Origin of the sequence: Mixta mediterraneensis, assembly GCF_014946725.1 — a bacterium.
Taxonomy (GTDB): Bacteria; Pseudomonadota; Gammaproteobacteria; order Enterobacterales; family Enterobacteriaceae; genus Pantoea; species Pantoea mediterraneensis.
This window is the reverse complement of the sequence record NZ_JACFXY010000001.1, coordinates 388,094-410,664: the sequence shown is the minus strand read 5'-3', so window position 1 is coordinate 410,664 and position 22,571 is coordinate 388,094. Positions and strand designations below refer to the sequence as shown.

The window sequence follows — 22,571 nt, the reverse complement described above, 5'->3', positions numbered from 1 at the left end:
CCTTTCAGGCATCACACTTTAGTGTGACTGGTCGTGTTCAACCGGATGGCCTTTTTCCAGCTCCGTTTTGTTCTTACTGAAGCGGCGACGTACCACGACAAAAAACACCGGAACAAAGAAAATAGCCAGCGCTGTTGCGGTCACCATACCGCCCATCACGCCTGTACCCACGGCGTTTTGCGCGCCGGAACCCGCACCGGAACTAATTGCCAGTGGCAACACGCCAAGAATAAAGGCAAGCGATGTCATCAGAATAGGACGCAGACGCATACGTGATGCTTCCAGCGTTGCCTCTATCAAACCTTTGCCTTCTTTCTCCATCAAATCTTTCGCAAATTCAACGATTAGAATGGCGTTCTTCGCTGAGAGGCCAACGGTAGTCAGTAATCCCACCACGAAGTAAACATCATTGCTCAGTCCACGTAGCGTGGTAAAGATCAATGCGCCAATGACCCCGAGCGGAACAACCAGCATGACTGAGAACGGAATGGACCAGCTTTCATACAGTGCAGCGAGACACAAGAACACCACAATCAGCGAGATGGCGTACAGCGCTGGCGCCTGGTTACCTGACAGACGTTCCTGATAAGACATGCCGGTCCAGTCGTAGCCAATACCGGTTGGCAGCTTCGAGGCCAGTTGTTCCATCAGATTCATCGCGTCACCGGAGCTTTTGCCTGCTGCGGGTTGGCCCAGAATCTCCATAGAAGGTAAGCCGTTGTAGCGTTCAAGGCGCGGAGAACCATATTGCCATTTCGCCGACGAGAAGGCAGAGAAGGGCACCATAGTTCCGCTGCTGTTGCGCACGTACCATTTCCCAATATCATCCGGCAACATACGCGAATCTGCTTTGCCCATGACATACACTTTTTTCACACGTCCACGGTCGATAAAATCGTTAACGTAGGATCCGCCCCAGGAGGCGCCCAGCGTAGTATTGATGTCACTTAGCGACACGCCCAGCGCCTGCGCTTTCTCCTGATCGATGATCAGTTTGTACTGTGGCGTATCTTCCAGACCGTTCGGGCGCCCGCCCGCCAGCGAGTCTGAATGTTGCGCCACCATACCCAGCAGCTGATTACGCGCTTCGGTCAGTTTGGCATGGCCCAGGTTGCCCTGATCGATCAGTTCGAAGTCGAAGCCGGTGGCATTACCCAGTTCGATAATCGCTGGCAGGTTAAACGGGATAACCATCGCATCTCTGATCTTGCCCAACGCTTTCATAGCACGACCGGCAATTGCCGGCACCTTCATATCGCTACCCGCACGCTCATCCCACGGTTTAAGGCTGACAAATGCAATACCGGTATTCTGGCCGCGACCGGCAAAACCGAAGCCGTTTACGGTAAATACTGAGTTAACACTGTCTTTTTCCTTGGTGAGGAAGTAATCCGTTACCTGATCCAACACTCTCTGAGTACGTTCTTGCGTTGCGCCGGCGGGCAGCTGTGCCTGAGCCAGCAGTAAGCCCTGATCTTCTTCCGGCAGGAAGGAGGAGGGTAATCGCAGGAACAGGTAAGCCATGCCGACCACAATCACCAGATAAATCACTAAATAGCGACCGGTGCTGCGGACAATATGGCCCACGCTGTCAACGTAGTGGTTTGTACTCTTGTCAAACAGGCGGTTAAACCAGCCGAAGAAACCGGTGGTTTTACCGTGGTCGCCTTTTGCAATTGGCTTCAGCATGGTGGCACAAAGCGCAGGCGTCAGAATCAACGCCACTAATACTGACAGCGCCATTGCAGAAACGATGGTGATGGAGAACTGACGATAAATAACCCCAGTCGAGCCGCCAAAGAACGCCATCGGCACAAACACCGCTGATAACACCAGCGCGATACCGACCAGCGCACCCTGAATTTGCTCCATCGAGCGTTTGGTCGCTTCTTTGGGCGGTAATCCCTCTTCCGCCATGACGCGCTCAACGTTCTCAACCACCACGATGGCGTCATCCACCAGTAAGCCGATGGCGAGCACCATCCCGAACATCGTCAGGGTATTTATCGAATAGCCAAAGGCGCTGATAATGGCAAAGGTGCCTAACAGCACGACCGGCACGGCAATTGTCGGAATCAGCGTGGCGCGGAAGTTTTGCAGGAACAGGTACATTACCAGGAACACCAACACGATCGCTTCCAGCAAGGTTTTCACCACTTCGAAGATAGAGATCTTAACGAACGGGGTCGTGTCGTAGGGATAAACCACTTTCATCCCGGCAGGGAAGAAGGGCTGCAGCTTAGCCAGTTCAGCTTTTACCGCGTCTGCGGTATCCAGCGCATTGGCACCCGTGGCCAGTTTGATACCGATACCGGATGCTGGCTTGCCGTTGTAACGCGCAATGATCTCATAGTTCTCACCGCCGAGTTCAATTTTCGCCACGTCACGCAAACGTACCTGTGAGCCATCCGAATTCACTTTTAGCAGAATGTTGCCGAACTCTTCAGTAGACGTCAGACGCGTTTGTGCAATAATCGATGCGTTGAGTTGCTGACCTGGCGCAGGAGGGGTACCACCCAACTGGCCTGCCGCAACCTGAGCATTCTGCGTATCCAGGGCGCTAATGACATCCACCGGCGTGAGCTGATAGTTATTCAGCTTATGCGGGTCCATCCAGATTCGCATCGCATATTGCGCACCAAATACCTGCGTATCACCTACACCTGGCGTACGGCTGATCGGATCTTTGATGTTTGACGCAACATAGTCAGAAATATCATTCTGCGTCATGCTGCCATCTTCACTGATGAAACCTGCCACCATCAGAAAGCTGCTAGAGGATTTTTTAACCTGAATTCCCTGTTGCTGCACTTCCTGCGGTAGCAGAGGCATTGCCAGTTGCAGTTTGTTTTGCACCTGTACCTGGGCAATATCTGCGTCGGTTCCCGATTCGAAAGAGATGGTCAGCGTCAGCGTGCCGGATGAATCACTGCTCGAGGACATATACATCAGCCCATCGATGCCATTCATGTTTTGCTCGATGACCTGCGTCACGGAATCCTGCAACGTTTTTGCATCCGCTCCTGGATAGGTGGCCTGGATTTCAACTGACGGCGGCGCAACGTTGGGGTATTGCTCAATCGGTAGATTGATAATCGATAGCACACCACCCATCATAATAATGATGGCGAGGACCCACGCAAAGATGGGACGATCGATAAAGAACTTAGCCATGTATCAACGGCTCCTGTTATGACGATGATTTTTCAGACTGGGCCTGCGATTGGGACTCTGGCGCGGACTTAGCATCGTCTGAGACTTCTTGTGGCGTAACCTTCGCACCTGGTTTAGCACGCTGTAAACCGGTGCTGATGACACGCTCACCCGCTTTCACACCCTCGGTCACCAGCCATTTGTCGCCGATAGCCTGCGCTGCATTTATGTTGCGGGATTCTACTTTGTTGTCCGCACCAACAACCATCACCGTCGCCTGACCGGTTGGCGTCCGGGCAACAGCCTGCTGCGGCACCAGCAGCGCGTCTGGGTTGGTTCCTTCATCCAGACGTGCACGTACAAACATGCCAGGCAGCAGAGCGTGGTTGGGGTTCGGGAAAATAGCGCGCAGAGTGATAGAACCGGTGGTTTCATCAACGGTTACATCGGAGAATTCCAGCGTACCAGGCTGAGCATAACTTTTGCCGTTCTGCATCAGCAGAGTGACATTGGCTTTACCATCATTCTGTTTCAGCTTGCCAGACTCCAGCTCCTGGCGCAGACGTAAAAAATCGTCGCTGGATTGAGTCACGTCCACATACATTGGATCAAGCTGCTGCACGGTGGCCAGTGCAGTTGTTTGCGCGTCTTGCACCAGCGCGCCTTCTGTGACAGAAGATTTACCCACCCGTCCGCTAATTGGCGAAGTGACTTTAGTGTAGGCAAGATTGATGCGAGCCGTTTCGACATTTGCTTTTGCGGCTTGTACTGCAGCATCGTTTTGCGCGGCGGTAGCAACGGCGGTGTCATAGTCCTGCTGACTGATGTACTTTGTACCCAGCAGCGGCTTATAACGTTTGACCGTGAGCTGAGCAATGCGCGCATTAGCTTCAGCCTGCGCGAGGTCGCCTTTAGCACTGTCGTAGGCCGCCTGATAAGTGGCCGGATCGATCTGGTAAAGAGATTGTCCTGCTTTTACATCACTGCCTTCGACAAAGTTACGTTTCAGAATGATACCGGAAACTTGAGGACGCACTTCGGCCACGCGATACGCGGAAGTCCTGCCGGGTAATTCGGTGGAAATCTTTAAAGGCGCGTTTTTTAGCGTGACAACGCCGACTTCTGGCGGCTGTTGCTGGGCGGCTTGTTGGGATTTATTATCATCACATCCTGTTAACATAAAGCTGCCTGAAAGCATCAGGACGGCCGCCAGAGGCGATAATCCTCTGATTTTATTCATAAATAAACCTCTAGAGTCCGATAACAAATGATCAATGGCTCACAAACCGAAGAACCCATTGCTGCGTCAAATCGCGGGTCGTGCTATGGTACATACATTCACAAATGTATGTAAACTTTCCCGTTTGTAAAAAAAGTACCCTATGGCACGAAAAACCAAAGCGCAAGCACTTGAAACCCGACATCAAATTCTTGATGCCGCCATCATCCTGTTCTCACAACAGGGCGTTTCAGCCACTTCACTGGCAGATATTGCTGCTGCGGCCAGTGTTACGCGGGGCGCTATCTACTGGCATTTCAAAAATAAAGCTGACGTTTTGCATGAAATCTGGCTACGTTGCGACGCCGGGCTAGATAACGTGGAACTTGAGTATCAAACAAAATATCCCGGCGATCCACTTTCAGTGTTACGTGCCATGCTAGTCTATATCTTTGAAGCAACAGCAAACGATCCGCAACGTCGCGCTTTAATGGAAATCATTTTCCATAAATGTGAATTTGTGGGTGAAATGGCGACGCTGAAAAACATTCAGCAAAATTTACTGCTTGAATGTTACGACAGAATTGAAGATGTCCTGCGCCAGTGTATTGAAGCAGCACAGTTGTCGCCGCGCCTCAATACGCGCCAGGCGGCGCTCATCATGCGCGGTTATGTCAATGGCATGATGGAAAGCTGGCTATTTACGCCTGAAAGTTTCGATTTAGCTGGCGATGCGCCGGAATTAGTCAACGCTTTTATTGATATGTTACGGTTGAGTCCGACCTTAACCGCTCATGATTAGTCCGTGTGGCTAGCGTCGCGTTTCTTTTCATAATCCCGCTGTACCATCGCTAACGCCGAAAGCACCGTTTCCACAGGCAGCTGATGTTCTTCCAGCAGCTGAATCAAATCCACCGCCAGCTTGACATCGTCAGGGGCATTTTCTAAAGCCATAACCACTCCTTTTAAGACGTTTTTACGTCACGGCACTTTCATTAGCACAAACGCATCATTATTTACAGACAGCAGCGCCCGCTGTTGCGCTTATTCCCTTTCATTGCTGGCGCGCAGCGATAACCCCCATTCTACGGAACGAATTGCCTGTCGACAGCGCATCATACGACCTTCAAGGATCTCCAGATCCTGCTTTAACTGCTGCTGTACCGCCAGCGTTTCAGCCAGCGCCAGCCGCTGTTCACGCTGATCAAGCATTGCCTGTAAGCGCCGCTCGTATTCGCGATATTCCTGCAGCTTCGCTTCCCGCGGATTGCTGTGCGGCTGTTCACGCGGGAGCCGTAACTGTTGCGTACTGGCTTCCCGTTGCAGGGCTGCGATTTGGTCAACAAGATGTTCAGCCAGCCAGGTGATGCGCGACAAATCGTTTGCGTGGGCGCATAATCGTTGAAAATTTTGCTCAATTTCCTGCAGATAATCCGTTAGTCGTGTGCCTTTACAACGAAACAGCTGACTATCGAAGCGGGGCTGGCGGCAGCGTCCATCAGGGTGACCGGCAATCTCCTGATGCAAACCAAGAATGCGCTGCTGCAGTCGTAACTGAATGGAACTGAGGCTCATAACGCGTCTGTCATTTGTGCTAACGTGTGCGGAAAAGAAAATTTCTGGGCGATATTCATGCAACGCATTGTGTTATTAATCCTCGGCTGGCTGGCAATTGTGCTGGGCACGTTAGGTATTGTATTACCTTTATTACCTACCACGCCATTTATGCTGTTGGCAGCCTGGTGCTTTGCCCGTTCCTCTCCGCGTTTTCATGAATGGCTGCTGTGGCGCTCGCCGTTTGGTCGCTATCTTCGTCACTGGCAGCAGCATCGCGCTATGCCGCCCAGGACGAAAGGACGTGCTATCGCATTGATTATTCTTACCTTTGCTATTTCGATTGCGTTGGTCAAGATCCTTTGGGTTCGCAGCATGCTGCTGGCAATGTTAGCTTTGCTGGTGGCATTTATGTGGCGCATCCCGGTCGTCGCTGAAACGCCAGAGCCGCGCCAGCCGCCGCGATAAAGTTGCATTTATGCGATCATTTGCTTAGATTTGGGCCTCTTCGTGCGTGGCTTTCCCTTGTGAATACTCTCCCGCTGAGCCTTTTATCAGAGACTGGCGCTATGAGAGCTGCGCAAAACAGAATTTTTTACCAGGCGTATCATTATGACCGACACTGCGCAGCAGCTTGAATACATTAAAAACAGCATCAAAAGTATTTCTGATTATCCAAAGCCAGGCATTCTGTTTCGTGACGTAACCAGTCTGCTGGAAGATCCAAAAGCCTATGCCACGGCCATTGCGCTGCTGGTGGAGCGTTATCGCGATAAAGGCATCACCAAAGTGGTGGGCACCGAAGCGCGTGGTTTTCTGTTTGGCGCGCCGGTAGCGTTAGGCCTGGGCGTAGGATTTGTTCCGGTGCGCAAACCCGGTAAGCTGCCGCGCGAAACCTTCAGCGAAACTTATGAGCTGGAATATGGCACCGATCAGCTGGAGCTGCATAAAGATGCTATCCAGCCGGGCGACATGGTGCTGGTGGTGGATGATCTGCTGGCAACCGGCGGCACCATTGAAGCGACGGTAAAACTGATCCGTCGCGCAGGTGGTGAAGTTAAACATGCCGCTTTTATTATCAACCTGTTTGATTTGACGGGTGAAACACGTCTGAAAGCGCTCGGTCTTGAGTGCTATAGCCTGGTCAATTTTCCAGGCCACTAAGCTATTTTGCGCGCCTTATCGTAAGGTAGGGCTTTCTTGCGGGTCATCGGGATAACCAGTGATAGGCAGATACATTTCTCGCTGTTAGACTACTGCAACGCTATACAGGAGTTGCAAAACATCTGCGCTCACCTTTCCATCTAAATTCGTCGAATCCACATGAGCTATCAGGTACTTGCGCGAAAATGGCGTCCCCAGGCTTTTGCTGACGTAGTCGGTCAGGAACATGTTCTGACGGCGCTGGCGAATGGATTGTCTCTGGGACGAATCCATCATGCTTATCTCTTCTCCGGCACGCGCGGGGTAGGGAAAACCACTATTGCGCGTCTGCTGGCCAAAGGGCTTAACTGCGAAACCGGCATTACCGCCACGCCGTGCGGACAGTGCGACAACTGCCGTGAGATTGAACAAGGCCGTTTCGTTGATCTGATTGAGATCGATGCGGCTTCGCGTACCAAAGTGGAAGATACGCGCGATCTGCTTGATAACGTGCAATACGCGCCCGCACGAGGTCGATTCAAAGTCTATTTGATTGATGAAGTGCATATGTTGTCGCGCCATAGCTTTAATGCCCTCTTGAAAACGCTGGAAGAACCGCCGTCGCACGTCAAATTCCTGCTGGCAACCACCGATCCGCAAAAACTGCCGGTGACCATTCTTTCTCGCTGTTTACAATTCCATCTCAAAGCGCTGGATGTCGATCAAATCCGCCAGCAGCTTGAGTACGTCTTACAGCAGGAGCAGATTCAGAGCGAATCGCGAGCACTGCAACTTTTGGCACGCGCCGCGGATGGCAGTATGCGCGATGCGTTAAGTCTGACCGATCAGGCCATCGCGATGGGGCAGGGTGCGGTCAGTAGCGCAACCGTTAGCGCCATGCTGGGCACGCTGGATGATGAACAGCCGCTGGGCCTGATCGAAGCGGTGGTGGATGGTAACGGTGAACAGGTGATGGCGTTGCTCAGTCAGGCCGCATCACGCGGCGTGGAATGGGAAGCCCTGTTGGTTGAAATGCTGCGTTTGCTACACCGTATTGCGATGGTGCAACTGCTGCCAACCTCCTTAAATGATGATGAAGAGAGCAATGCGTTACGGTTGCGCGAATTAGCGCGTGTAGTCCCGCCCACGGATGTGCAGCTTTATTACCAAACGCTGTTAATGGGGCGCAAAGAACTGCCCATGGCGCCCGATCGCCGCATGGGGGTTGAAATGACGCTGCTGCGTGCGCTCGCGTTTCATCCAAAAGCGCAGGTAGCTGAGCCATTAGCACGTCCGGCGTTACTGCAGCAAATCGCCGCTACGCAGCCGCAAACGGCCCAGGCACAACCAAACATTGCGCAGCCACAAGCGGCACAACCGCAAATGGCCCCTCCCGATGATGCGGCATCCGTTACTCAGCATCATGAAACATCGCCTGTGGCTGCACCGGATCCTTCGTTACCCGGTTCCACCAGTCAGCTGTTGCAGGCGCGCACGCAGCTGCTGCGCCGGGGAGCGAACAAACTAAAAAAGAGTGAGCCGGCGGCGCCTGGAGCGCGGCCGGCCAACCCCGCGCTGGAGCGGCTGGCCTCGGTTACCGAGCGTAGCCAACAGCGCATTCGCGATAACGCATCCGCGACGCCGGTAAAAAAAGAAGCCTACCGCTGGAAAGCGCAAACCCAGCCAGTGAATACCCCCGAACCAGTGGCGACGCCAAAAGCCTTGCGTTCTGCGCTAGAGCATGAGAAAACCCCTGAGCTGGCGGCACGGCTGGCGGAAGAGGCGCAACAGCGCGACGCCTGGGCCGCCGAAATTGCGGCGCTGCAGCTACCAAAACTGGTGCAGCAGCTGGCGTTAAACGCCTGGAAAGAAACCACGGCCAACGGCATATGTTTGCACCTGCGTTCCAGCCAGCGACATCTGAATTCGTCCGCCGCGCAACAGGCATTAAGTGCAGCATTAAGTCAGGCCGCCGGGCTGGCAGTTGAACTGTCGGTCATTGAAGATGATAATTCGACGGTGTTGACGCCACTGGAGTGGCGTCAGGCCATTTATGAAGAGAAGCTGGCGCAGGCGCGCCAGTCGATCACCAGTGATACTCATATTCAGACGCTGCGTCGCTTTTTTGACGCTGATCTGGATGAAGAGAGTATCCGACCCGTTTGATCACGCTGCCGCTGTCCGGGAGATAGCGTTGTGGCCACAGCTGAGAGAGAAAACTATGTTTGGTAAAGGCGGATTGGGCAACCTGATGAAGCAGGCCCAGCAAATGCAGGACAAAATGGCCAAAGTTCAGGAAGAGATCGCCGCACTGGAAGTCACCGGTGAATCAGGTGCAGGTCTGGTGAAGGTGACGATCAACGGCGCGCACAACTGCCGTCGTGTGGAAGTCGATCCAAGCCTGTTGGAAGACGACAAAGAGATGCTGGAAGATCTTATCGCTGCGGCTTTCAACGATGCAGCACGCCGCATTGATGAAACGCAGAAAGAAAAAATGGCAGACGTCTCTTCCGGCATGCAACTGCCGCCTGGCTTTAAGATGCCGTTCTGATGCAAACCAGTCCACTGCTTGAATCTTTGATGGAATCGCTGCGCTGTTTGCCTGGCGTTGGGCCGAAATCGGCACAGCGTATGGCTTTTCAGCTATTGCAGCGCGATCGCAGCGGTGGCATGCGGCTGGCGCAGGCATTGACGCGGGCAATGTCGGAAATCGGTCATTGTGCTGATTGCCGTACTTTCACTGAACAGGAAATCTGTACGATTTGCGCCAATCCCCGGCGTCAGCAAAATGGTCTGATCTGCGTAGTAGAAAGCCCGGCAGATATTCATGCCATTGAGCAAACCGGGCAGTTCGCTGGTCGCTACTTTGTACTGATGGGCCATCTTTCGCCGCTTGATGGCATTGGCCCGGCCGATATTGGTCTGGATCGGCTTGAACAGCGTCTAGAAAAAGAAACCATTCAGGAAGTAATCCTCGCCACCAATCCAACCGTGGAAGGCGAAGCAACCGCTAACTACATCGCTGAGCTGTGCGGGCAGTATGGTGTTGATGCCAGCCGCATTGCACATGGTGTACCGGTGGGGGGCGAGCTTGAAATGGTGGATGGCACCACGCTGTCGCATTCGCTGGCCGGTCGTCACAAGATTAAATTTTAAACGCTTGCCGGTGTTATCTCTGACACCGGCTTGAAATTTTCGCTCCCATCCCCACATCTTCCTCAACGTTTGTTCAACCTGTTTTGTTGAGGTAGCAATGACCATGAAAGGACAAGAGACACGTGGTTTTCAATCGGAAGTAAAACAACTTCTGCACTTGATGATCCATTCTCTCTATTCAAACAAAGAGATTTTTCTGCGTGAGCTGATTTCCAATGCCTCGGATGCGGCAGATAAGCTGCGTTTTCGTGCGTTGTCTGATGCCAGCTTATATGAAGGCGATGGCGATTTGCGCGTGCGTCTCTCTGTTGATAAGGACAACCGCACCATCACGCTAAGCGATAACGGCATTGGGATGCGCCGTGACGAGGTGATCGAGAATCTCGGTACTATTGCGAAATCCGGTACTAAAGCGTTTCTGGAGTCGCTGGGTTCCGATCAGGTCAAAGACAGCCAGCTGATTGGTCAGTTTGGTGTCGGTTTCTACTCAGCGTTTATCGTCGCGGACAAAGTTTCCGTGCGTACCCGCGCGGCGGGTGCATCAGCCGACGAAGGGGTATTCTGGGAATCGGCGGGCGAGGGTGACTACACTATCGCAGACATCACTAAAGACGATCGCGGCACTGAAATTACGCTGCACCTGCGTGAAGGCGAAGATGAGTTTCTTGATGCCTGGCGCGTGCGCAATATCATCGGTAAATATTCCGACCATATTGCACTGCCAGTGGAAATCGAAAGCAAAGACGAAGAAAACGATACCACTCATTGGGAAAAGATCAACAAAGCCCAGGCGCTGTGGACGCGTAATAAAGCTGACATCAGTGATGAAGAGTACACCGAGTTTTATAAGCACATTGCGCATGACTTCAGCGATCCGGCCATCTGGAGCCATAACCGCGTAGAAGGTAAGCAGGAATACACCAGCTTGCTTTATATCCCGGCGCGCGCCCCGTTTGATATGTGGAACCGCGACCATAAACACGGTCTGAAACTGTACGTGCAGCGTGTATTCATCATGGATGATGCTGAGCAGTTTATGCCGAATTACCTACGCTTCGTGCGGGGACTGATTGATTCCAACGATCTGCCGCTTAACGTATCGCGTGAAATTTTGCAGGATAGCCGCGTGACCCAAAGCCTGCGTGGTGCGCTGACCCGGCGTGCACTGCAAATGCTGGAAAAACTGGCGAAGGATGACAGCGATAAATATCAAACTTTCTGGAAAGAGTTTGGTCTGGTGCTGAAAGAGGGCCCGGCGGAAGATCATGCCAACCAGCAAACTATCGCCAAATTGCTCCGTTTCGCAACGACGCAAAGCGAAGGTGCAGAACAGACTATTTCGCTGGAAGACTATGTCAGCCGTATGGTTGAAGGTCAGGAGAAGATTTATTACATCACCGCCGACAGCTATGCCGCCGCGAAGAGCAGCCCGCATCTGGAACTGTTCCGCAAAAAAGGCATTGAAGTTTTACTGCTGTCTGAACGCATTGACGAATGGATGATGAGCTATCTGACCGAGTTCGACGGACATGCTTTCCAGTCGGTGAGCAAAGCGGATGAGTCGCTGAGCAAGCTGGCAGATGAAGAGACCGAAGAGCAGAAAGAAGCTGAAAAGGCGCTGGAACCGTTCGTTGAGCGGGTGAAAACGCTGCTGGGCGAACGCGTGAAAGAGGTGCGTTTAACGCATCGTCTGACCGATACGCCAGCGATTGTCACCACCGACGCGAATGAAATGACCACGCAGATGGCGAAGCTGTTTGCGGCGGCGGGTCAGGAAGTGCCGGAAGTGAAGTACATCTTTGAACTCAACCCGGATCACCAACTGGTGAAACGTGTTGCTGATACGCCGGACGAAGCGCGTTTCGGCGAATGGGTCGAATTGTTGCTGGATCAGGCGCTGCTGGCTGAGCGTGGCACGCTGGATGATCCGAACCAGTTTATCCGTCGCATGAATCAGCTGCTGACGGCCTAAAAAAAAAGCCGGTGACAAGGTTCACCGGCTTTTTTTATGGCTGCGCCGCTTCGCGTAGCCAGTGGCGAAACAGGCTTATCTCCGCGTTGTGTCGCCGACTCTCTTTGGTCATCATCCAGGTTGCGCGCGCAACCTGGACAAAACCAATGGGTGCTATCAACGTGCCATCCTCCAGCTCCTGACGAACCAGCAAACGCGGCGCCATGATTACGCCCAGCCCATTACGTGCCGCCTGAATACCTAACGTCAGATTCTCAAAATGCTTACCCGCAAGAAAATTTCCTCGCACCCCGGCGCTGCTTGCCCACTCTGACCAGGCGTGCAGGCGGGTGTCAGCATGCAGCAGCGGTAACTCCACCAGGTCATGTACATTGCGAAAACGCTGCGCGAAGTGCGGCGAACACAGTGGGCCAATATAATCTTCGCTTACCAGCGTGGCATCAATATCGCCATCCGGGGGCCGTTCGTAGCTGAGAATTAACACATCGATATGTTCACTGCGTAGCTGATCGATTTCTGCCAGCGCCTGAAACTGAACTTCGATTTCAGGATGGCGCTGATAAAAGGTGGCAATACGCGGGATCAGCCATTGCGACAAAAAACTGGGCGAACATGACACGTTTAAATGGTGACGCATCCCGGTACGAATGCTTTCACTGGTAGTACGCAACTCACCGAAGGCTTTCTGACAGCTGATAAGTAAGCGTTCACCGTGTGAGGTTAATTTGACGCGCCCATGAGTACGGATAAATAACGGCTTGCCCATCCAGTTTTCAAGCTGGCGTATTTGGTGGCTGATGGCGCTGTGTGTGACGTGCAGGTGTTCGGCCGCCAGACTAAAGCTGCTGTTTAAAGCTGCCTGGTGAAAATAGTGCAGCGCTCTCAGCGGTGGTAGTCCGGTCATACTCAGCCCCTGTGTAAAAACCTAACAGGGATTGTCAGTTTATATCATTTTAAAGTCTAGTCGCATTGGCCTACCCTTCTGAGCAAATTTTGGCGGGTTGACCGATGAGTTTGTTTGTGCCTTTATTCGGCTTTGCTCCGCCTGGCTTAGGACGAGTCGCTTGCCATCACACCGCAATTATTATGAGAAAAAAATACGATGGCTCCCTTATCTTCTTCATCTGAAAGTACTTCAGAGGCACGAGATAGGTTGCGTCTCATATTGTCACGACTGTACAGGCTGGAACATTTTGATCTGTTCTTCACACCATCGTTACATGTGGCGCGCGTCCTGCTCTCTCAACTTTTTTTACGTCAGGAACAGGCACGCAATCAGACACGTTATGCTTCTCATTATCCTGTCACCGAACTTAACGTACTGCCCGCGATACCGCTGATGGCGGGTAACATTACGCTGGTGCCGCATATTGATGTGCCACAGGGTATGGTGCGATCCTTAAGCGATTGCCAGCAGCGGGGCGTTACCGACGCCAGCGAAAGCTTCGCCAGCATGTTGCACCATCGGTTGATAAATGAAGCACAGCTGTTTGTTACACGCCTTGATCGTCATGCTGAGCTGGGCAATGAGCTGGTGCTGGTGGCGTTACGCACGCAGGATTTCAGCACGCTGGTGCGCAGCGAATTACGCCTGTTCGAACACGGCCTGACGCTGGGAACAGCCATTCAAAATACGCTCAAACGTCTGGATGAAGATGACTGGCGATCCTATAACACGGCCATTATTGCGCTTACTTCACCGGTCATGCTAAACTCCAGCCACCAGCCCGGCTTACCGTTTGCCAGTTTTATCTTACCGGCCTCGCTGCTGGCCACGCTAAAAAGTTCAGAAGAACTGGTGATATGGCCGAACCACGAGAGTTTACAGATTAACGCGAATGTACGTGGTGGCGGCAAAAAAGGCATTAACGTCACGCATGATGTCAGTAAGCAGCTACAAAACTTATTTGCCGCTGGCCACAAATCCGAAAAGGGCGTCACCCTGAACCGGCAGGCTGGTATCTGACCAGAAAGCCAGTAAAGTAGCCGCAACAGGATCCGTGCCTTCCTTGTGATGCGCGGATCATAATGGTATGTTCTTCGCCTTCTCAGATTGATCAATGCGATTCGCAAGGGGATTTACGCAATGCGTATTATTCTGCTCGGTGCTCCGGGCGCAGGTAAGGGGACTCAGGCCCAATTCATCATGGAGAAATATGGCATTCCGCAAATCTCCACCGGCGACATGTTACGTGCTGCAGTGAAAGCAGGTTCTGATCTTGGTAACCAGGCGAAAGCCATTATGGATGCGGGCAAGCTGGTTACCGATGAGTTAGTTATTGCGCTGGTAAAAGAACGTATCGCGCAGGACGACTGCAAAAAAGGTTTCCTGTTAGACGGTTTCCCACGCACCATTCCTCAGGCAGATGCGATGAAGGAAGCCGGGATTAACGTGGATTACGTGCTGGAATTCGCCGTACCGGATGAACTGATCGTTGAACGTATTGTGGGTCGTCGCGTTCATGCGCCGTCTGGCCGCGTCTATCACGTCACCTTCAACCCGCCAAAAGTGGAAGGTAAAGACGACGTGACCGGGGAAGATCTGACCACCCGTAAAGACGATCAGGAAGAAACCGTGCGCAAGCGCCTGGTGGAATACCATCAGATGACCGCGCCACTGATTGCTTACTACAGCAAAGAAGCCAAAGCGGGCAACACCGCCTATCGCAAAATTGACGGTACGCGTAGCGTATCTGAAGTAAGCGCAGAACTGGCCGACATCCTCGGTTAAGCGCGTTGGGGCTGGTTTAACTGGCCCCTCTTGCAGTAATCGCTGTTACCACTTCTTATTTCCGCTACAATTTCCCTCGTTTTCACGCACCCCCGTCGTCAGCAAGGAATAACAATGAGGCAAGATAAGCCCGGCGTGTTACTGGTAAATTTAGGTACGCCAGACGCCCCAACCACACCTGCAGTTAAACGTTATTTGAAACAGTTCCTGAGCGATCCGCGCGTAGTCGATACACCGCGCTGGCTTTGGTGGCCGATTCTCACTGGCGTTGTTTTGCCGTTCCGATCGCCGCGCGTCTCAAAACTGTATGCATCGGTCTGGATGGAAGGCGGCTCGCCGCTGATGGTTTATAGCCAGCGTCAGCGAGATGCGCTCGCCGCGCAACTTGATATGCCGGTAGCGTTGGGTATGAGCTACGGTAATCCCAGCCTGAAAAGCGCGGTTGACAGCCTGATGGCGCAAGGCGTCACACGCTTGATCGTTCTGCCGCTTTATCCGCAATTCTCTTGCTCCACCGTTGCTGCGGTGTGGGATGGCTTAACGGCTGTATTCAAAAATTACCGCTCGCTGCCGGATGTTGAATTTATTCGCGATTATGCCGATCATCCGGCTTATATTGCGGCGCTGAAAGCCTCGGTCGAACGCGCTTTTGCTAAGCACGGGCAGCCAGATTTGCTGGTCATGTCTTATCACGGCATTCCACAGCGCTTTGCCGATGAAGGCGATGATTATCCGCAGCGTTGTGCCGATACTACCGCCGCTCTGACAAAAGCGCTCGGGCTGCGCAACGATCAAGTTAAGCTGACCTTCCAGTCACGTTTTGGTCGCGAACCCTGGTTAACGCCGTACACTGACGAAACCATGCAAGGTCTGCCAGCCAAAGGCGTGAAGCATGTGCAGGTGATGAGTCCGGGCTTTTCCGCTGATTGTCTGGAAACGCTGGAAGAGATCAGTGAGCAGAACCGTGAGTTCTTTATGCATGCCGGCGGTGAGAAATTTGAGTACATCCCGGCTTTAAATGATGATGAAGCGCATATCGACATGATGGTGCAACTGATTACCGCACGCCGCTAAAGCACAAGCAGAGAATGTGGTATCATTCTCTGCCTGTTTTTCCCCTACGGCAGCCTCCATGAAATTCCCTGGCAAACGCAAATCCAAACACTATTTTCCCGTAAGCGCACGCGATCCCTTATTGCAGCCGACTCAGCATGAAGTTGAGGAGGGCTGCTGGGTAGTGGGTATCGATCAGACCCTGGTCGATATTGAAGCCAAAGTAGATGACACCTTTCTGGCGCGCTACGGTTTAAGCGCCGGCCATTCATCAGTGATCGAGGATGCTGTTGCTGAGGCGCTGTATACAGAGCTGATGCGTGGCGCGTTGATCAGTCATCAGTTTGCAGGCGGCACTATCGGCAATACGCTGCATAACTACTCGGTGCTGGCCGATGATCGCTCAGTCTTGCTGGGCGTGATGTGCAATAACATTCAGATTGGTGGCTACGCTTATCGTTATTTGTGCAATACCTCCAGCCGCATGGATCTCAACTATCTGCAGGGAATTGATGGCGCAATCGGTCGCTGCTTTACACTGATTAGCGAGCAGGGAGAGCGCACCTTCGCCATCAGTCCAGGGCAGATGAACCAGTTGCAGCCTGCCAGCATCCCTGAAGAGGTGATTGCAGGGGCCTCGGCGCTGGTGCTGACATCGTATCTGGTGCGCTGCCACGACAGCGAGCCGATGCCGCAGGCTACGCTCAAGGCGATTGAATACGCCAAACGACACAACGTGCCGGTGGTGCTGACGCTGGGGACGAAACATGTGATTGGCGCCAATCCGCCGTTCTGGCGCGATTTCTTACGCGATCACGTTTCAATTGTCGCCATGAATGAAGAAGAAGCGTTCGCGCTGACCGGTGAAGCGGATCCACTGTTAGCTGCCAATATGGCACTGAATTGGGTGGATGTGGTGCTGTGTACCGCCGGTCCGACCGGCTTATACATGGCAGGCTACACTGAAGACGAATTCAAGCGCATAACTAATCATCCACTATTGCCGGGGGCGATTGCAGAATTTAACCAGTATGAATTCAGTCGGGTGATGCGCCAGCAAGACTTCCAGCAACCGTTGCGTATTTTTTCCCATATTGCACCTTACATGGGCGGTCCGGAGAAAATTATGAATACCAACGGGGCAGGAGATGGCGCACTGGCCGCGTTGCTGCATGATGTCGCTACCGATGTAAAACTGGCCCACCTGCCGATGTAAATCTGACCCACCTAGGGTAAAAATGGCAGTTTTAAGGCACTGCCAATGATGACATTGGAGACCAGAGTGGAGATTAGTGTTTTACACCGTCAGGGCATGTCGATACGCGCCATCGCGCGCCAGCTTTCATGCTCTCGTGAGACCGTTCGCAGATATATTCGTAGCCCGCTGCCCGTAGCGGATATGCGCTACAAGCCTCGCGCACCCAGACCCTGCAAGCTTGACCCGTTCAAGACCTATACCCTTGAGCGCGTGGCCGCTGCCAGGCCCCTCTGGATACCCGCCAGTGTGCTGCTGCGCGAGATCCGTCAGCGTGGTTACGAGGGTGGTTACAGCATGCTGACCGCTTTCCTGCACCCCATTAAGCAGCCCGTCACTGAAGAGGTAACACGCTTCGAGACCGAGCCTGGCTTTCAGATGCAAGTTGATTTCACCATCATCAGACTCGGTCATAACCCATTGCTGGCCTTTGTCGCCACGCTGGGCTGGAGCCGCGCGACTTTCGTCAAGTTTTACAGCAACCAGGACTCCGCTGCCTGGTGTGACGGCATTGAGTCTGCGCTCAGGTTCTTCGGCGGGACGCCGCATCAGCTGCTGTTCGACAACGCCAAGGCCATCATCATTGAGCGCGATGTCTACGGCCCCGGTAAGCATCGCTGGAACCCGCAGTTGATGCACGTCGCCGAGAAGTATGCCTTTACTCCCAAGGTCTGCCGACCCTATCGCGCCAAGACCAAGGGTAAGGTTGAGCGGTTTAACCATTACCTCAAGAACAGCTTTATCGTGCCTCTTACCGCGACCTTCCGGCAGGCCGGGCTGGTACTGGATGTACCTGCTGCCAACACACGCATCGGCGAGTGGCTGGTCACCGTCGCGAACACACGAGTGCATGGCACCACAGGCGTACCGCCTGAGCAGCGCATGCCGCGCGAGCGTGCTGCGCTATTGCCGTTACCGAAGGTCACGTTGGCATTGCCTGCACCTGTCCCAGCGCTCAGCCAGCGTCCGGTGCCGACCGAGAGCCTGCAACATCCTCTGGCAACGTACCAGGCCTTGCTCGAGGTGCCAGCATGAACCTTCAACATGATCGTATTGCCGCGCTCTGCGAGCAACTCAAGCTCGACCGCCTGCCGGCAGAGTGGCCGGGTGTGGCACAGGCGACCATCGACAACAGCGGCACGCATGCCGACTTCCTGGAAGCCGTTTTGCAGCTCCAGCATGATGGCCAGAACGAACGGCGTCGCCAGACCATTTTGCGGTTATCAGGCCTGCCGGTGATAAAAACACTGGAGCAGTTCGATTACGCCTATGCCAGTGGCGTTCCACGAAGTCAGATCCAGGAGTTGGCGGGTCTGACATTTATCGAACGTCAGGAGAACGTTGTCCTGCTCGGGCCTTCTGGCGTCGGCAAAACGCACCTGGCGACCGCCATTGGCTATAAGGCCGCGATGGCGGGTTTAAGCATTCGGTTCATTACCGCCGCCGACATGATGCTGCAACTGATGGCGTCACATCGTCAGGGTGACCTGAAGGGCTACCTGAACCGCGTCGTAGGTAAACCTAAGCTGTTGATCATCGACGAAGTGGGATATCTGCCGTTCGGTAAAATGGAGGCGAACCTGTTCTTCCAGGTAGTCGCTAAACGGTATGAGTCAGGCAGCGTGATCCTGACCAGCAACCTGCCGTTTACGCAGTGGTCCGGAACGTTTGGTGATGACGAGACACTGACGGCAGCGATGCTGGATCGGCTGCTTCACCATGCGCATATCGCCCAAATCAGCGGCCAAAGCTATCGACTGAAAGATAAGCTGAAAAGCGGTCAACTCCAGAAGAAAACGAAAGCAACAACGCTCGAATGATTCAAAGGGGGTGGGTCAGTTTTACTTTGGCAGGGTGGGTCAGAATTCGATCGGTATTGACAGCATGACATCACCGCAAACAATTATCACCGCCTGAAAGTGCCGAACTCCAGTAAACACGCCCGGCCTTATCTGACTTACTCTTCGCTGGCCCAGGTGTGTAAATACGCCAACCGCGTAAGTTATCAGGTGCTAAATCAGCATTCACCACGCCTGATGCGTGGCTTGCCAGAGCGAGAAGACAGCCTGGAAGAGTCTTATTGGGATCGATAACGTTGTGCGAGCCTTTCCTTCTCCCGAAGCGGGAGAAGGGAAAGTGCAGGGGCCTCTTTGGTGCAAAAGCGGGCTACGGCGTGCCTTAACCCGCCAGATCCTGGCGATCCTGCGCCATTTCTTCTGCCAGCATATGCAACATGCTATTGGCGATCTCACGTTCCCCCATCACCACGCGCGTAGCACCACGCTCTAAGATGTAGTCTACTTCGTCGTTATAATGCGCCCGTGCGATAATCTCAATGCTTTTGTGCCTTTCGCGTGCCGCCGCAATAATTTCACCTGCTTCATAGCCATTGGGAATGGTCAACAGCAGCCAGCGAGCGCAATCCAGACGCGCCAGCTCCATGGTATCGGCCCGGGCGGCATTGCCCAGCACGGTTTTAATTCCTTTTTCACGCAACGCTTCAACCCGGGGACGAGAATTCTCCACCACTACCATCGGCACATTGGCTTCCAGCAGTTTCTGACCAATCAAACTGCCCACGCGGCCATAGCCAACAATGACCGCATGATTATATATGTCCACCGGGATCTGTTTCTCATCCTCAATGGCTTCTTCCAGCGTCTGTTCTTCTATGGTCTCGGTTTTCGCCAGATACCGCTCAAGCAGCGTAAACAGAATCGGGTTGAGCATAATGGAAAGAATCGCTGCGGCGAGCACCAGATTGCGTCCTTCCGCGCTCAGCAGGCCCAAAGAGATGCCCAGTCCTGCAAGAATAAACGCAAACTCGCCAATCTGCGCCAGGCTAACGGAAATGGTTAAGGCAGTGCGACGTGAATGACCGAGCAGCGATACCAGCAGCCAGGCGGCGACGGATTTACCCACCACGATAATCACCAGGGCGCCAAGCACCGCTAATGGCTGCGTTAGCAGAATCATCGGATCAAACAGCATGCCGACTGAGACAAAAAACAGCACGGCAAAGGCATCGCGCAGCGGCAAGGTATCGTGTGCGGCGCGGTGGCTCAGTTCAGATTCGTTGAGCACCATCCCGGCAAAAAATGCGCCAAGGGCAAAAGACACGTCAAAGAATTCAACGGCACCGAAAGCGATGCCCAGCGCCAGCGACAACACCGCCAGCGTAAAAAGTTCACGCGAACCGGTGGCGGCGCTTCTGGCAAGGATCCACGGCACCGCACGGCGCCCAACCACCATCATTAACACCATAAACGCCGCGACTTTGCCGATGGTCAGCAGCAGATCCCAGACCAGCAACCCCGCGCTGGCGTTGCCCTGTTCCAGCATTCCGGCAATTGCGGGCAACAGGACCAGCGTCAGTACCATCACCAGATCTTCGACAATTAACCAGCCAATCGCAATTTGACCGCGCCGACTATCAATAAGTTGACGTTCTTCTAACGCGCGCAGCAACACCACGGTACTGGCGGTAGAAAGACACAGGCCAAATACCAGACCGGTCATCCATGACCAGTCCATCGCCCACGACAAGCCCATACCTAATAACGTTGCCACCGCAATTTGCGCGATGGCGCCGGGTATGGCGATCGATTTTACCGACATCAAATCTTTTAAGGAGAAGTGCAGGCCGACGCCAAACATCAGCAAAATCACACCTAATTCAGCCAGTTCGGGCGCCAGATTGGTATCGGCTACAAAGCCGGGCGTAAACGGACCGGCCAGCACGCCCGCGAGCAGATAGCCCACTAACGGTGATATTCGCAGGCGGTTTGCCAGCATGCCAAGGAGAAAAGCCAGAACCAATGCCCCGACAATGGTAGTGATCAACGGTGTGGTGTGATGCATGGTTGTCTCCTTGTATGCAAATGTATCCGCTTGTAACAACTGAGTTTAATGCAACCCGCAGCCGTTCGCTGAATAATTTATGGGATTAAGAACCTATCCCAAAAGGAATTGTCAGATCGTAAATAATGGCAATTTTTGAGGGCGAAGTATGGCGGGCAACAAGTGGCAGATCAGCGATGAACTCTGGGAGAAAATGGCTCCACTTCTCCCGGAACATAAAACCCACCATCCGCTGGGCACGCATCGTAGACGTGTTGATAATCGTGCCGCAATGAACGCCATTTTCTTTGTGCTCAGAACCGGTTGCCAATGGAATGCCCTGAATGCCACGGATATTTGCTCATCCAGCTCAGCCCACCGCCGCTTTCAGGAATGGCGGGATGCTGGAGTATTTGAACGCTTCTGGCAAAACGGGCTGCTTGCCTGCGAGAAGCGGGATGCCATTGACTGGTCATGGTTGTCGATGGATGGCTGCATGACAAAATCGCCCCTTGCAGGCTCAAAAAAACAGGTCGCAACCCGACTGACAGGGGGAAGCAGGGAGTAAAGCGGAGCCTGATGACCGACGGGAACGGGCTTCCGCTCTCGCTGGCTGTCGCAGGGGCAAATACCCACGACATAACACTGGTTGAAGATACGCTGGACGCGCTACAGACCGGCAGGCCGGGTCGCAGGCTGCATCTGTGTATGGACAAAGGCTATGAGGCTGAATGGGTGGAAATTTGTTTGAAAGCTCGTCGTTATGAACCTCATATCCAGTCGGGGAAAGAGGAGTCTGAGGCAATTAAAAACAGCGAGTTCAGGGCTCATCGTTGGGTTGTGGAAAGAACGCATAGCTGGATGAATCGCTTTCGCCGCATACTGACGCGATGGGAGAAGAAAGTCGAAAACTACGAGGCGATGCTGCATTTTGCTTGCAGCATCATTGTCTGGAATAAAATCCTTTTGGGATAGGTTCTAAGGTAAAAAAGTGATTAATTAAGATGAAAGCGCAATCTAACGCCTGTTTTAACGCATTATCTCTAATATCGGCCGTAAGCCGGGTTTATAAAGGAAGGGAATGAAAAAATATTCCTGTCGGAAAAGCGATAATTGCGACGATTAACAGGCAGGAAAGGTGTTGTACGTCTCGTTACTGGCTGTCAGCCGTAAATGTAAAAACTATGTGCTGGCACGCAGGCGCTGCAGCGTCCAGACTGCCGGTAAGAAATAAATAACGCATATTCCCCATCGCCCGCCATGTAAACACCCGCCTGGTCGCCCCAGCATAAAGGCAAATATCTGTTAACGCTCGCGCTGTTTCGGCCAGTGAAGATATAACGGGCTGAATGGTTTCTGATCGCGTTTGGCCTTGAGTTAAAGAGAGGAATGTGCGAAACAGAAGGTCGATTTAGCAAGCTAGCCCGCAGATAAACGGGCCAAATGGGTGAATAAGGAGAGTGGCTTTGTTGTTACCACGCTGGTCAGAAAAAGG

18 protein-coding genes, 3 pseudogenes and 1 other annotated feature are annotated in these 22,571 nt (G+C 53.1%); of the genes and pseudogenes, 15 read left to right on the top strand and 6 right to left on the bottom strand.

Features of this window, described 5'->3' with window-relative positions:
* Positions 1–18: 18 nt before the first annotated feature.
* Positions 19–3,174 (bottom strand): efflux RND transporter permease subunit, encoded by a 3,156-nt coding sequence (locus tag H2P46_RS02080; protein ID WP_193403564.1) that lies wholly within the window; start codon positions 3,172–3,174, stop codon positions 19–21.
* 16 nt (positions 3,175–3,190) lie between these two features.
* On the bottom strand, positions 3,191–4,393 hold the full coding sequence (locus H2P46_RS02075; protein ID WP_193403563.1) for an efflux RND transporter periplasmic adaptor subunit: 1,203 nt from the start codon (positions 4,391–4,393) through the stop codon (positions 3,191–3,193).
* 142 nt (positions 4,394–4,535) lie between these two features.
* Between H2P46_RS02075 and acrR the strand changes: the two genes are divergently transcribed.
* The gene (acrR, locus tag H2P46_RS02070; RefSeq protein ID WP_193403562.1) at positions 4,536–5,174 is read left to right on the top strand and encodes a multidrug efflux transporter transcriptional repressor AcrR; all 639 of its coding nucleotides are present in this window, start codon (positions 4,536–4,538) and stop codon (positions 5,172–5,174) included.
* Here acrR and rsmS read toward each other — a convergent pair.
* Both rsmS and priC read right to left on the bottom strand, forming a co-directional pair.
* Positions 5,171–5,326, bottom strand: a complete 156-nt coding sequence (gene rsmS / locus H2P46_RS02065; RefSeq protein WP_193403561.1) for a pleiotropic regulatory protein RsmS — start codon at positions 5,324–5,326, stop codon at positions 5,171–5,173. The two genes, acrR and rsmS, sit on opposite strands and share 4 nt — an antisense overlap.
* Before the next feature lie 90 nt (positions 5,327–5,416).
* The gene (priC, locus tag H2P46_RS02060; RefSeq protein WP_193403560.1) at positions 5,417–5,947 is read right to left on the bottom strand and encodes a primosomal replication protein PriC; all 531 of its coding nucleotides are present in this window, start codon (positions 5,945–5,947) and stop codon (positions 5,417–5,419) included.
* A 57-nt stretch (positions 5,948–6,004) separates the two neighbouring features.
* Here priC and H2P46_RS02055 point away from each other — a divergent pair, with 57 nt between their 5' ends.
* The 6 genes from H2P46_RS02055 (at position 6,005) to htpG (ending at position 12,197) form a co-directional block, all read left to right on the top strand.
* On the top strand, positions 6,005–6,394 hold the full coding sequence (locus H2P46_RS02055) for a DUF454 family protein (RefSeq protein ID WP_193403559.1): 390 nt from the start codon (positions 6,005–6,007) through the stop codon (positions 6,392–6,394).
* Positions 6,395–6,538: 144 nt separating this feature from the next.
* Complete coding sequence (gene apt / locus H2P46_RS02050) at positions 6,539–7,090, top strand: adenine phosphoribosyltransferase (protein ID WP_193403558.1); 552 nt, start codon at positions 6,539–6,541, stop codon at positions 7,088–7,090.
* Positions 7,091–7,249: 159 nt separating this feature from the next.
* On the top strand, positions 7,250–9,235 hold the full coding sequence (gene dnaX / locus H2P46_RS02045; RefSeq protein WP_193403557.1) for a DNA polymerase III subunit gamma/tau: 1,986 nt from the start codon (positions 7,250–7,252) through the stop codon (positions 9,233–9,235).
* Positions 8,577–8,638: a sequence feature (DnaX frameshifting element), on the top strand. It overlaps the preceding gene by 62 nt.
* A gap of 55 nt (positions 9,236–9,290) precedes the next feature.
* Positions 9,291–9,620: a YbaB/EbfC family nucleoid-associated protein gene (locus tag H2P46_RS02040; RefSeq protein WP_193403935.1), complete on the top strand. Its 330-nt coding sequence runs from the start codon at positions 9,291–9,293 to the stop codon at positions 9,618–9,620.
* Positions 9,620–10,225: a recombination mediator RecR gene (gene recR, locus H2P46_RS02035; protein ID WP_193403556.1), complete on the top strand. Its 606-nt coding sequence runs from the start codon at positions 9,620–9,622 to the stop codon at positions 10,223–10,225. Before H2P46_RS02040 ends, recR begins: the two co-directional genes overlap by 1 nt.
* A gap of 97 nt (positions 10,226–10,322) precedes the next feature.
* The gene (htpG, locus tag H2P46_RS02030; protein ID WP_193403555.1) at positions 10,323–12,197 is read left to right on the top strand and encodes a molecular chaperone HtpG; all 1,875 of its coding nucleotides are present in this window, start codon (positions 10,323–10,325) and stop codon (positions 12,195–12,197) included.
* Positions 12,198–12,231: 34 nt separating this feature from the next.
* On the opposite strand, the gene H2P46_RS02025 is transcribed toward htpG, so the two are convergent.
* Positions 12,232–13,101, bottom strand: coding sequence for a LysR substrate-binding domain-containing protein (locus H2P46_RS02025; RefSeq protein ID WP_193403554.1), 870 nt, complete (start codon positions 13,099–13,101; stop codon positions 12,232–12,234).
* A gap of 198 nt (positions 13,102–13,299) precedes the next feature.
* On the opposite strand from H2P46_RS02025, the gene H2P46_RS02020 reads away from it, so the two are divergent.
* The 7 genes and pseudogenes from H2P46_RS02020 to H2P46_RS01990 all read left to right on the top strand — a co-directional run.
* Positions 13,300–14,163 carry a DUF6024 family protein gene (locus H2P46_RS02020; protein ID WP_193403553.1) on the top strand — a complete coding sequence of 288 codons (864 nt, stop codon included), beginning with the start codon at positions 13,300–13,302 and terminating at the stop codon, positions 14,161–14,163.
* 120 nt (positions 14,164–14,283) lie between these two features.
* Positions 14,284–14,928 carry an adenylate kinase gene (gene adk / locus H2P46_RS02015; RefSeq protein WP_193403552.1) on the top strand — a complete coding sequence of 215 codons (645 nt, stop codon included), beginning with the start codon at positions 14,284–14,286 and terminating at the stop codon, positions 14,926–14,928.
* Positions 14,929–15,042: 114 nt separating this feature from the next.
* Complete coding sequence (gene hemH, locus H2P46_RS02010) at positions 15,043–16,002, top strand: ferrochelatase (protein WP_193403551.1); 960 nt, start codon at positions 15,043–15,045, stop codon at positions 16,000–16,002.
* Positions 16,003–16,060: 58 nt separating this feature from the next.
* Positions 16,061–17,170: pseudogene (locus tag H2P46_RS02005) on the top strand (inosine/guanosine kinase); the annotation flags it as partial.
* Between the two features lie 72 nt (positions 17,171–17,242).
* Positions 17,243–18,271, top strand: coding sequence for an IS21 family transposase (gene istA, locus H2P46_RS02000; protein ID WP_193403549.1), 1,029 nt, complete (start codon positions 17,243–17,245; stop codon positions 18,269–18,271).
* Positions 18,268–19,056 (top strand): IS21-like element helper ATPase IstB, encoded by a 789-nt coding sequence (gene istB, locus H2P46_RS01995; RefSeq protein ID WP_193403211.1) that lies wholly within the window; start codon positions 18,268–18,270, stop codon positions 19,054–19,056. The genes istA and istB overlap by 4 nt, the downstream gene beginning before the upstream one ends.
* Positions 19,057–19,119: 63 nt before the next feature.
* Positions 19,120–19,329 (top strand): annotated as a pseudogene (locus tag H2P46_RS01990) (inosine/guanosine kinase); the annotation flags it as partial.
* 85 nt (positions 19,330–19,414) lie between these two features.
* On the opposite strand, the gene ybaL reads toward H2P46_RS01990, so the two are convergent.
* Positions 19,415–21,097: a YbaL family putative K(+) efflux transporter gene (gene ybaL / locus H2P46_RS01985; protein WP_193403548.1), complete on the bottom strand. Its 1,683-nt coding sequence runs from the start codon at positions 21,095–21,097 to the stop codon at positions 19,415–19,417.
* A 148-nt stretch (positions 21,098–21,245) separates the two neighbouring features.
* Here ybaL and H2P46_RS01980 point away from each other — a divergent pair.
* Positions 21,246–22,051 (top strand): annotated as a pseudogene (locus H2P46_RS01980) (IS5 family transposase).
* Positions 22,052–22,571 lie beyond the last annotated feature (520 nt).

Coding starts and splice junctions, on each gene's coding strand:
- adk (WP_193403552.1), top strand. CDS start 14,284: ATGCGTATTATTCTGCTCGGTGCTCCGGGCGCAGGTAAGGGGACTCAG.
- H2P46_RS02040 (WP_193403935.1), top strand. CDS start 9,291: ATGTTTGGTAAAGGCGGATTGGGCAACCTGATGAAGCAGGCCCAGCAA.
- H2P46_RS02020 (WP_193403553.1), top strand. CDS start 13,300: ATGGCTCCCTTATCTTCTTCATCTGAAAGTACTTCAGAGGCACGAGAT.
- htpG (WP_193403555.1), top strand. CDS start 10,323: ATGACCATGAAAGGACAAGAGACACGTGGTTTTCAATCGGAAGTAAAA.
- istB (WP_193403211.1), top strand. CDS start 18,268: ATGAACCTTCAACATGATCGTATTGCCGCGCTCTGCGAGCAACTCAAG.
- H2P46_RS02055 (WP_193403559.1), top strand. CDS start 6,005: ATGCAACGCATTGTGTTATTAATCCTCGGCTGGCTGGCAATTGTGCTG.
- recR (WP_193403556.1), top strand. CDS start 9,620: ATGCAAACCAGTCCACTGCTTGAATCTTTGATGGAATCGCTGCGCTGT.
- dnaX (WP_193403557.1), top strand. CDS start 7,250: ATGAGCTATCAGGTACTTGCGCGAAAATGGCGTCCCCAGGCTTTTGCT.
- ybaL (WP_193403548.1), bottom strand. CDS start 21,097: ATGCATCACACCACACCGTTGATCACTACCATTGTCGGGGCATTGGTT.
- istA (WP_193403549.1), top strand. CDS start 17,243: ATGATGACATTGGAGACCAGAGTGGAGATTAGTGTTTTACACCGTCAG.
- acrR (WP_193403562.1), top strand. CDS start 4,536: ATGGCACGAAAAACCAAAGCGCAAGCACTTGAAACCCGACATCAAATT.
- priC (WP_193403560.1), bottom strand. CDS start 5,947: ATGAGCCTCAGTTCCATTCAGTTACGACTGCAGCAGCGCATTCTTGGT.
- rsmS (WP_193403561.1), bottom strand. CDS start 5,326: ATGGCTTTAGAAAATGCCCCTGACGATGTCAAGCTGGCGGTGGATTTG.
- hemH (WP_193403551.1), top strand. CDS start 15,043: ATGAGGCAAGATAAGCCCGGCGTGTTACTGGTAAATTTAGGTACGCCA.
- H2P46_RS02025 (WP_193403554.1), bottom strand. CDS start 13,101: ATGACCGGACTACCACCGCTGAGAGCGCTGCACTATTTTCACCAGGCA.
- apt (WP_193403558.1), top strand. CDS start 6,539: ATGACCGACACTGCGCAGCAGCTTGAATACATTAAAAACAGCATCAAA.
- H2P46_RS02075 (WP_193403563.1), bottom strand. CDS start 4,393: ATGAATAAAATCAGAGGATTATCGCCTCTGGCGGCCGTCCTGATGCTT.
- H2P46_RS02080 (WP_193403564.1), bottom strand. CDS start 3,174: ATGGCTAAGTTCTTTATCGATCGTCCCATCTTTGCGTGGGTCCTCGCC.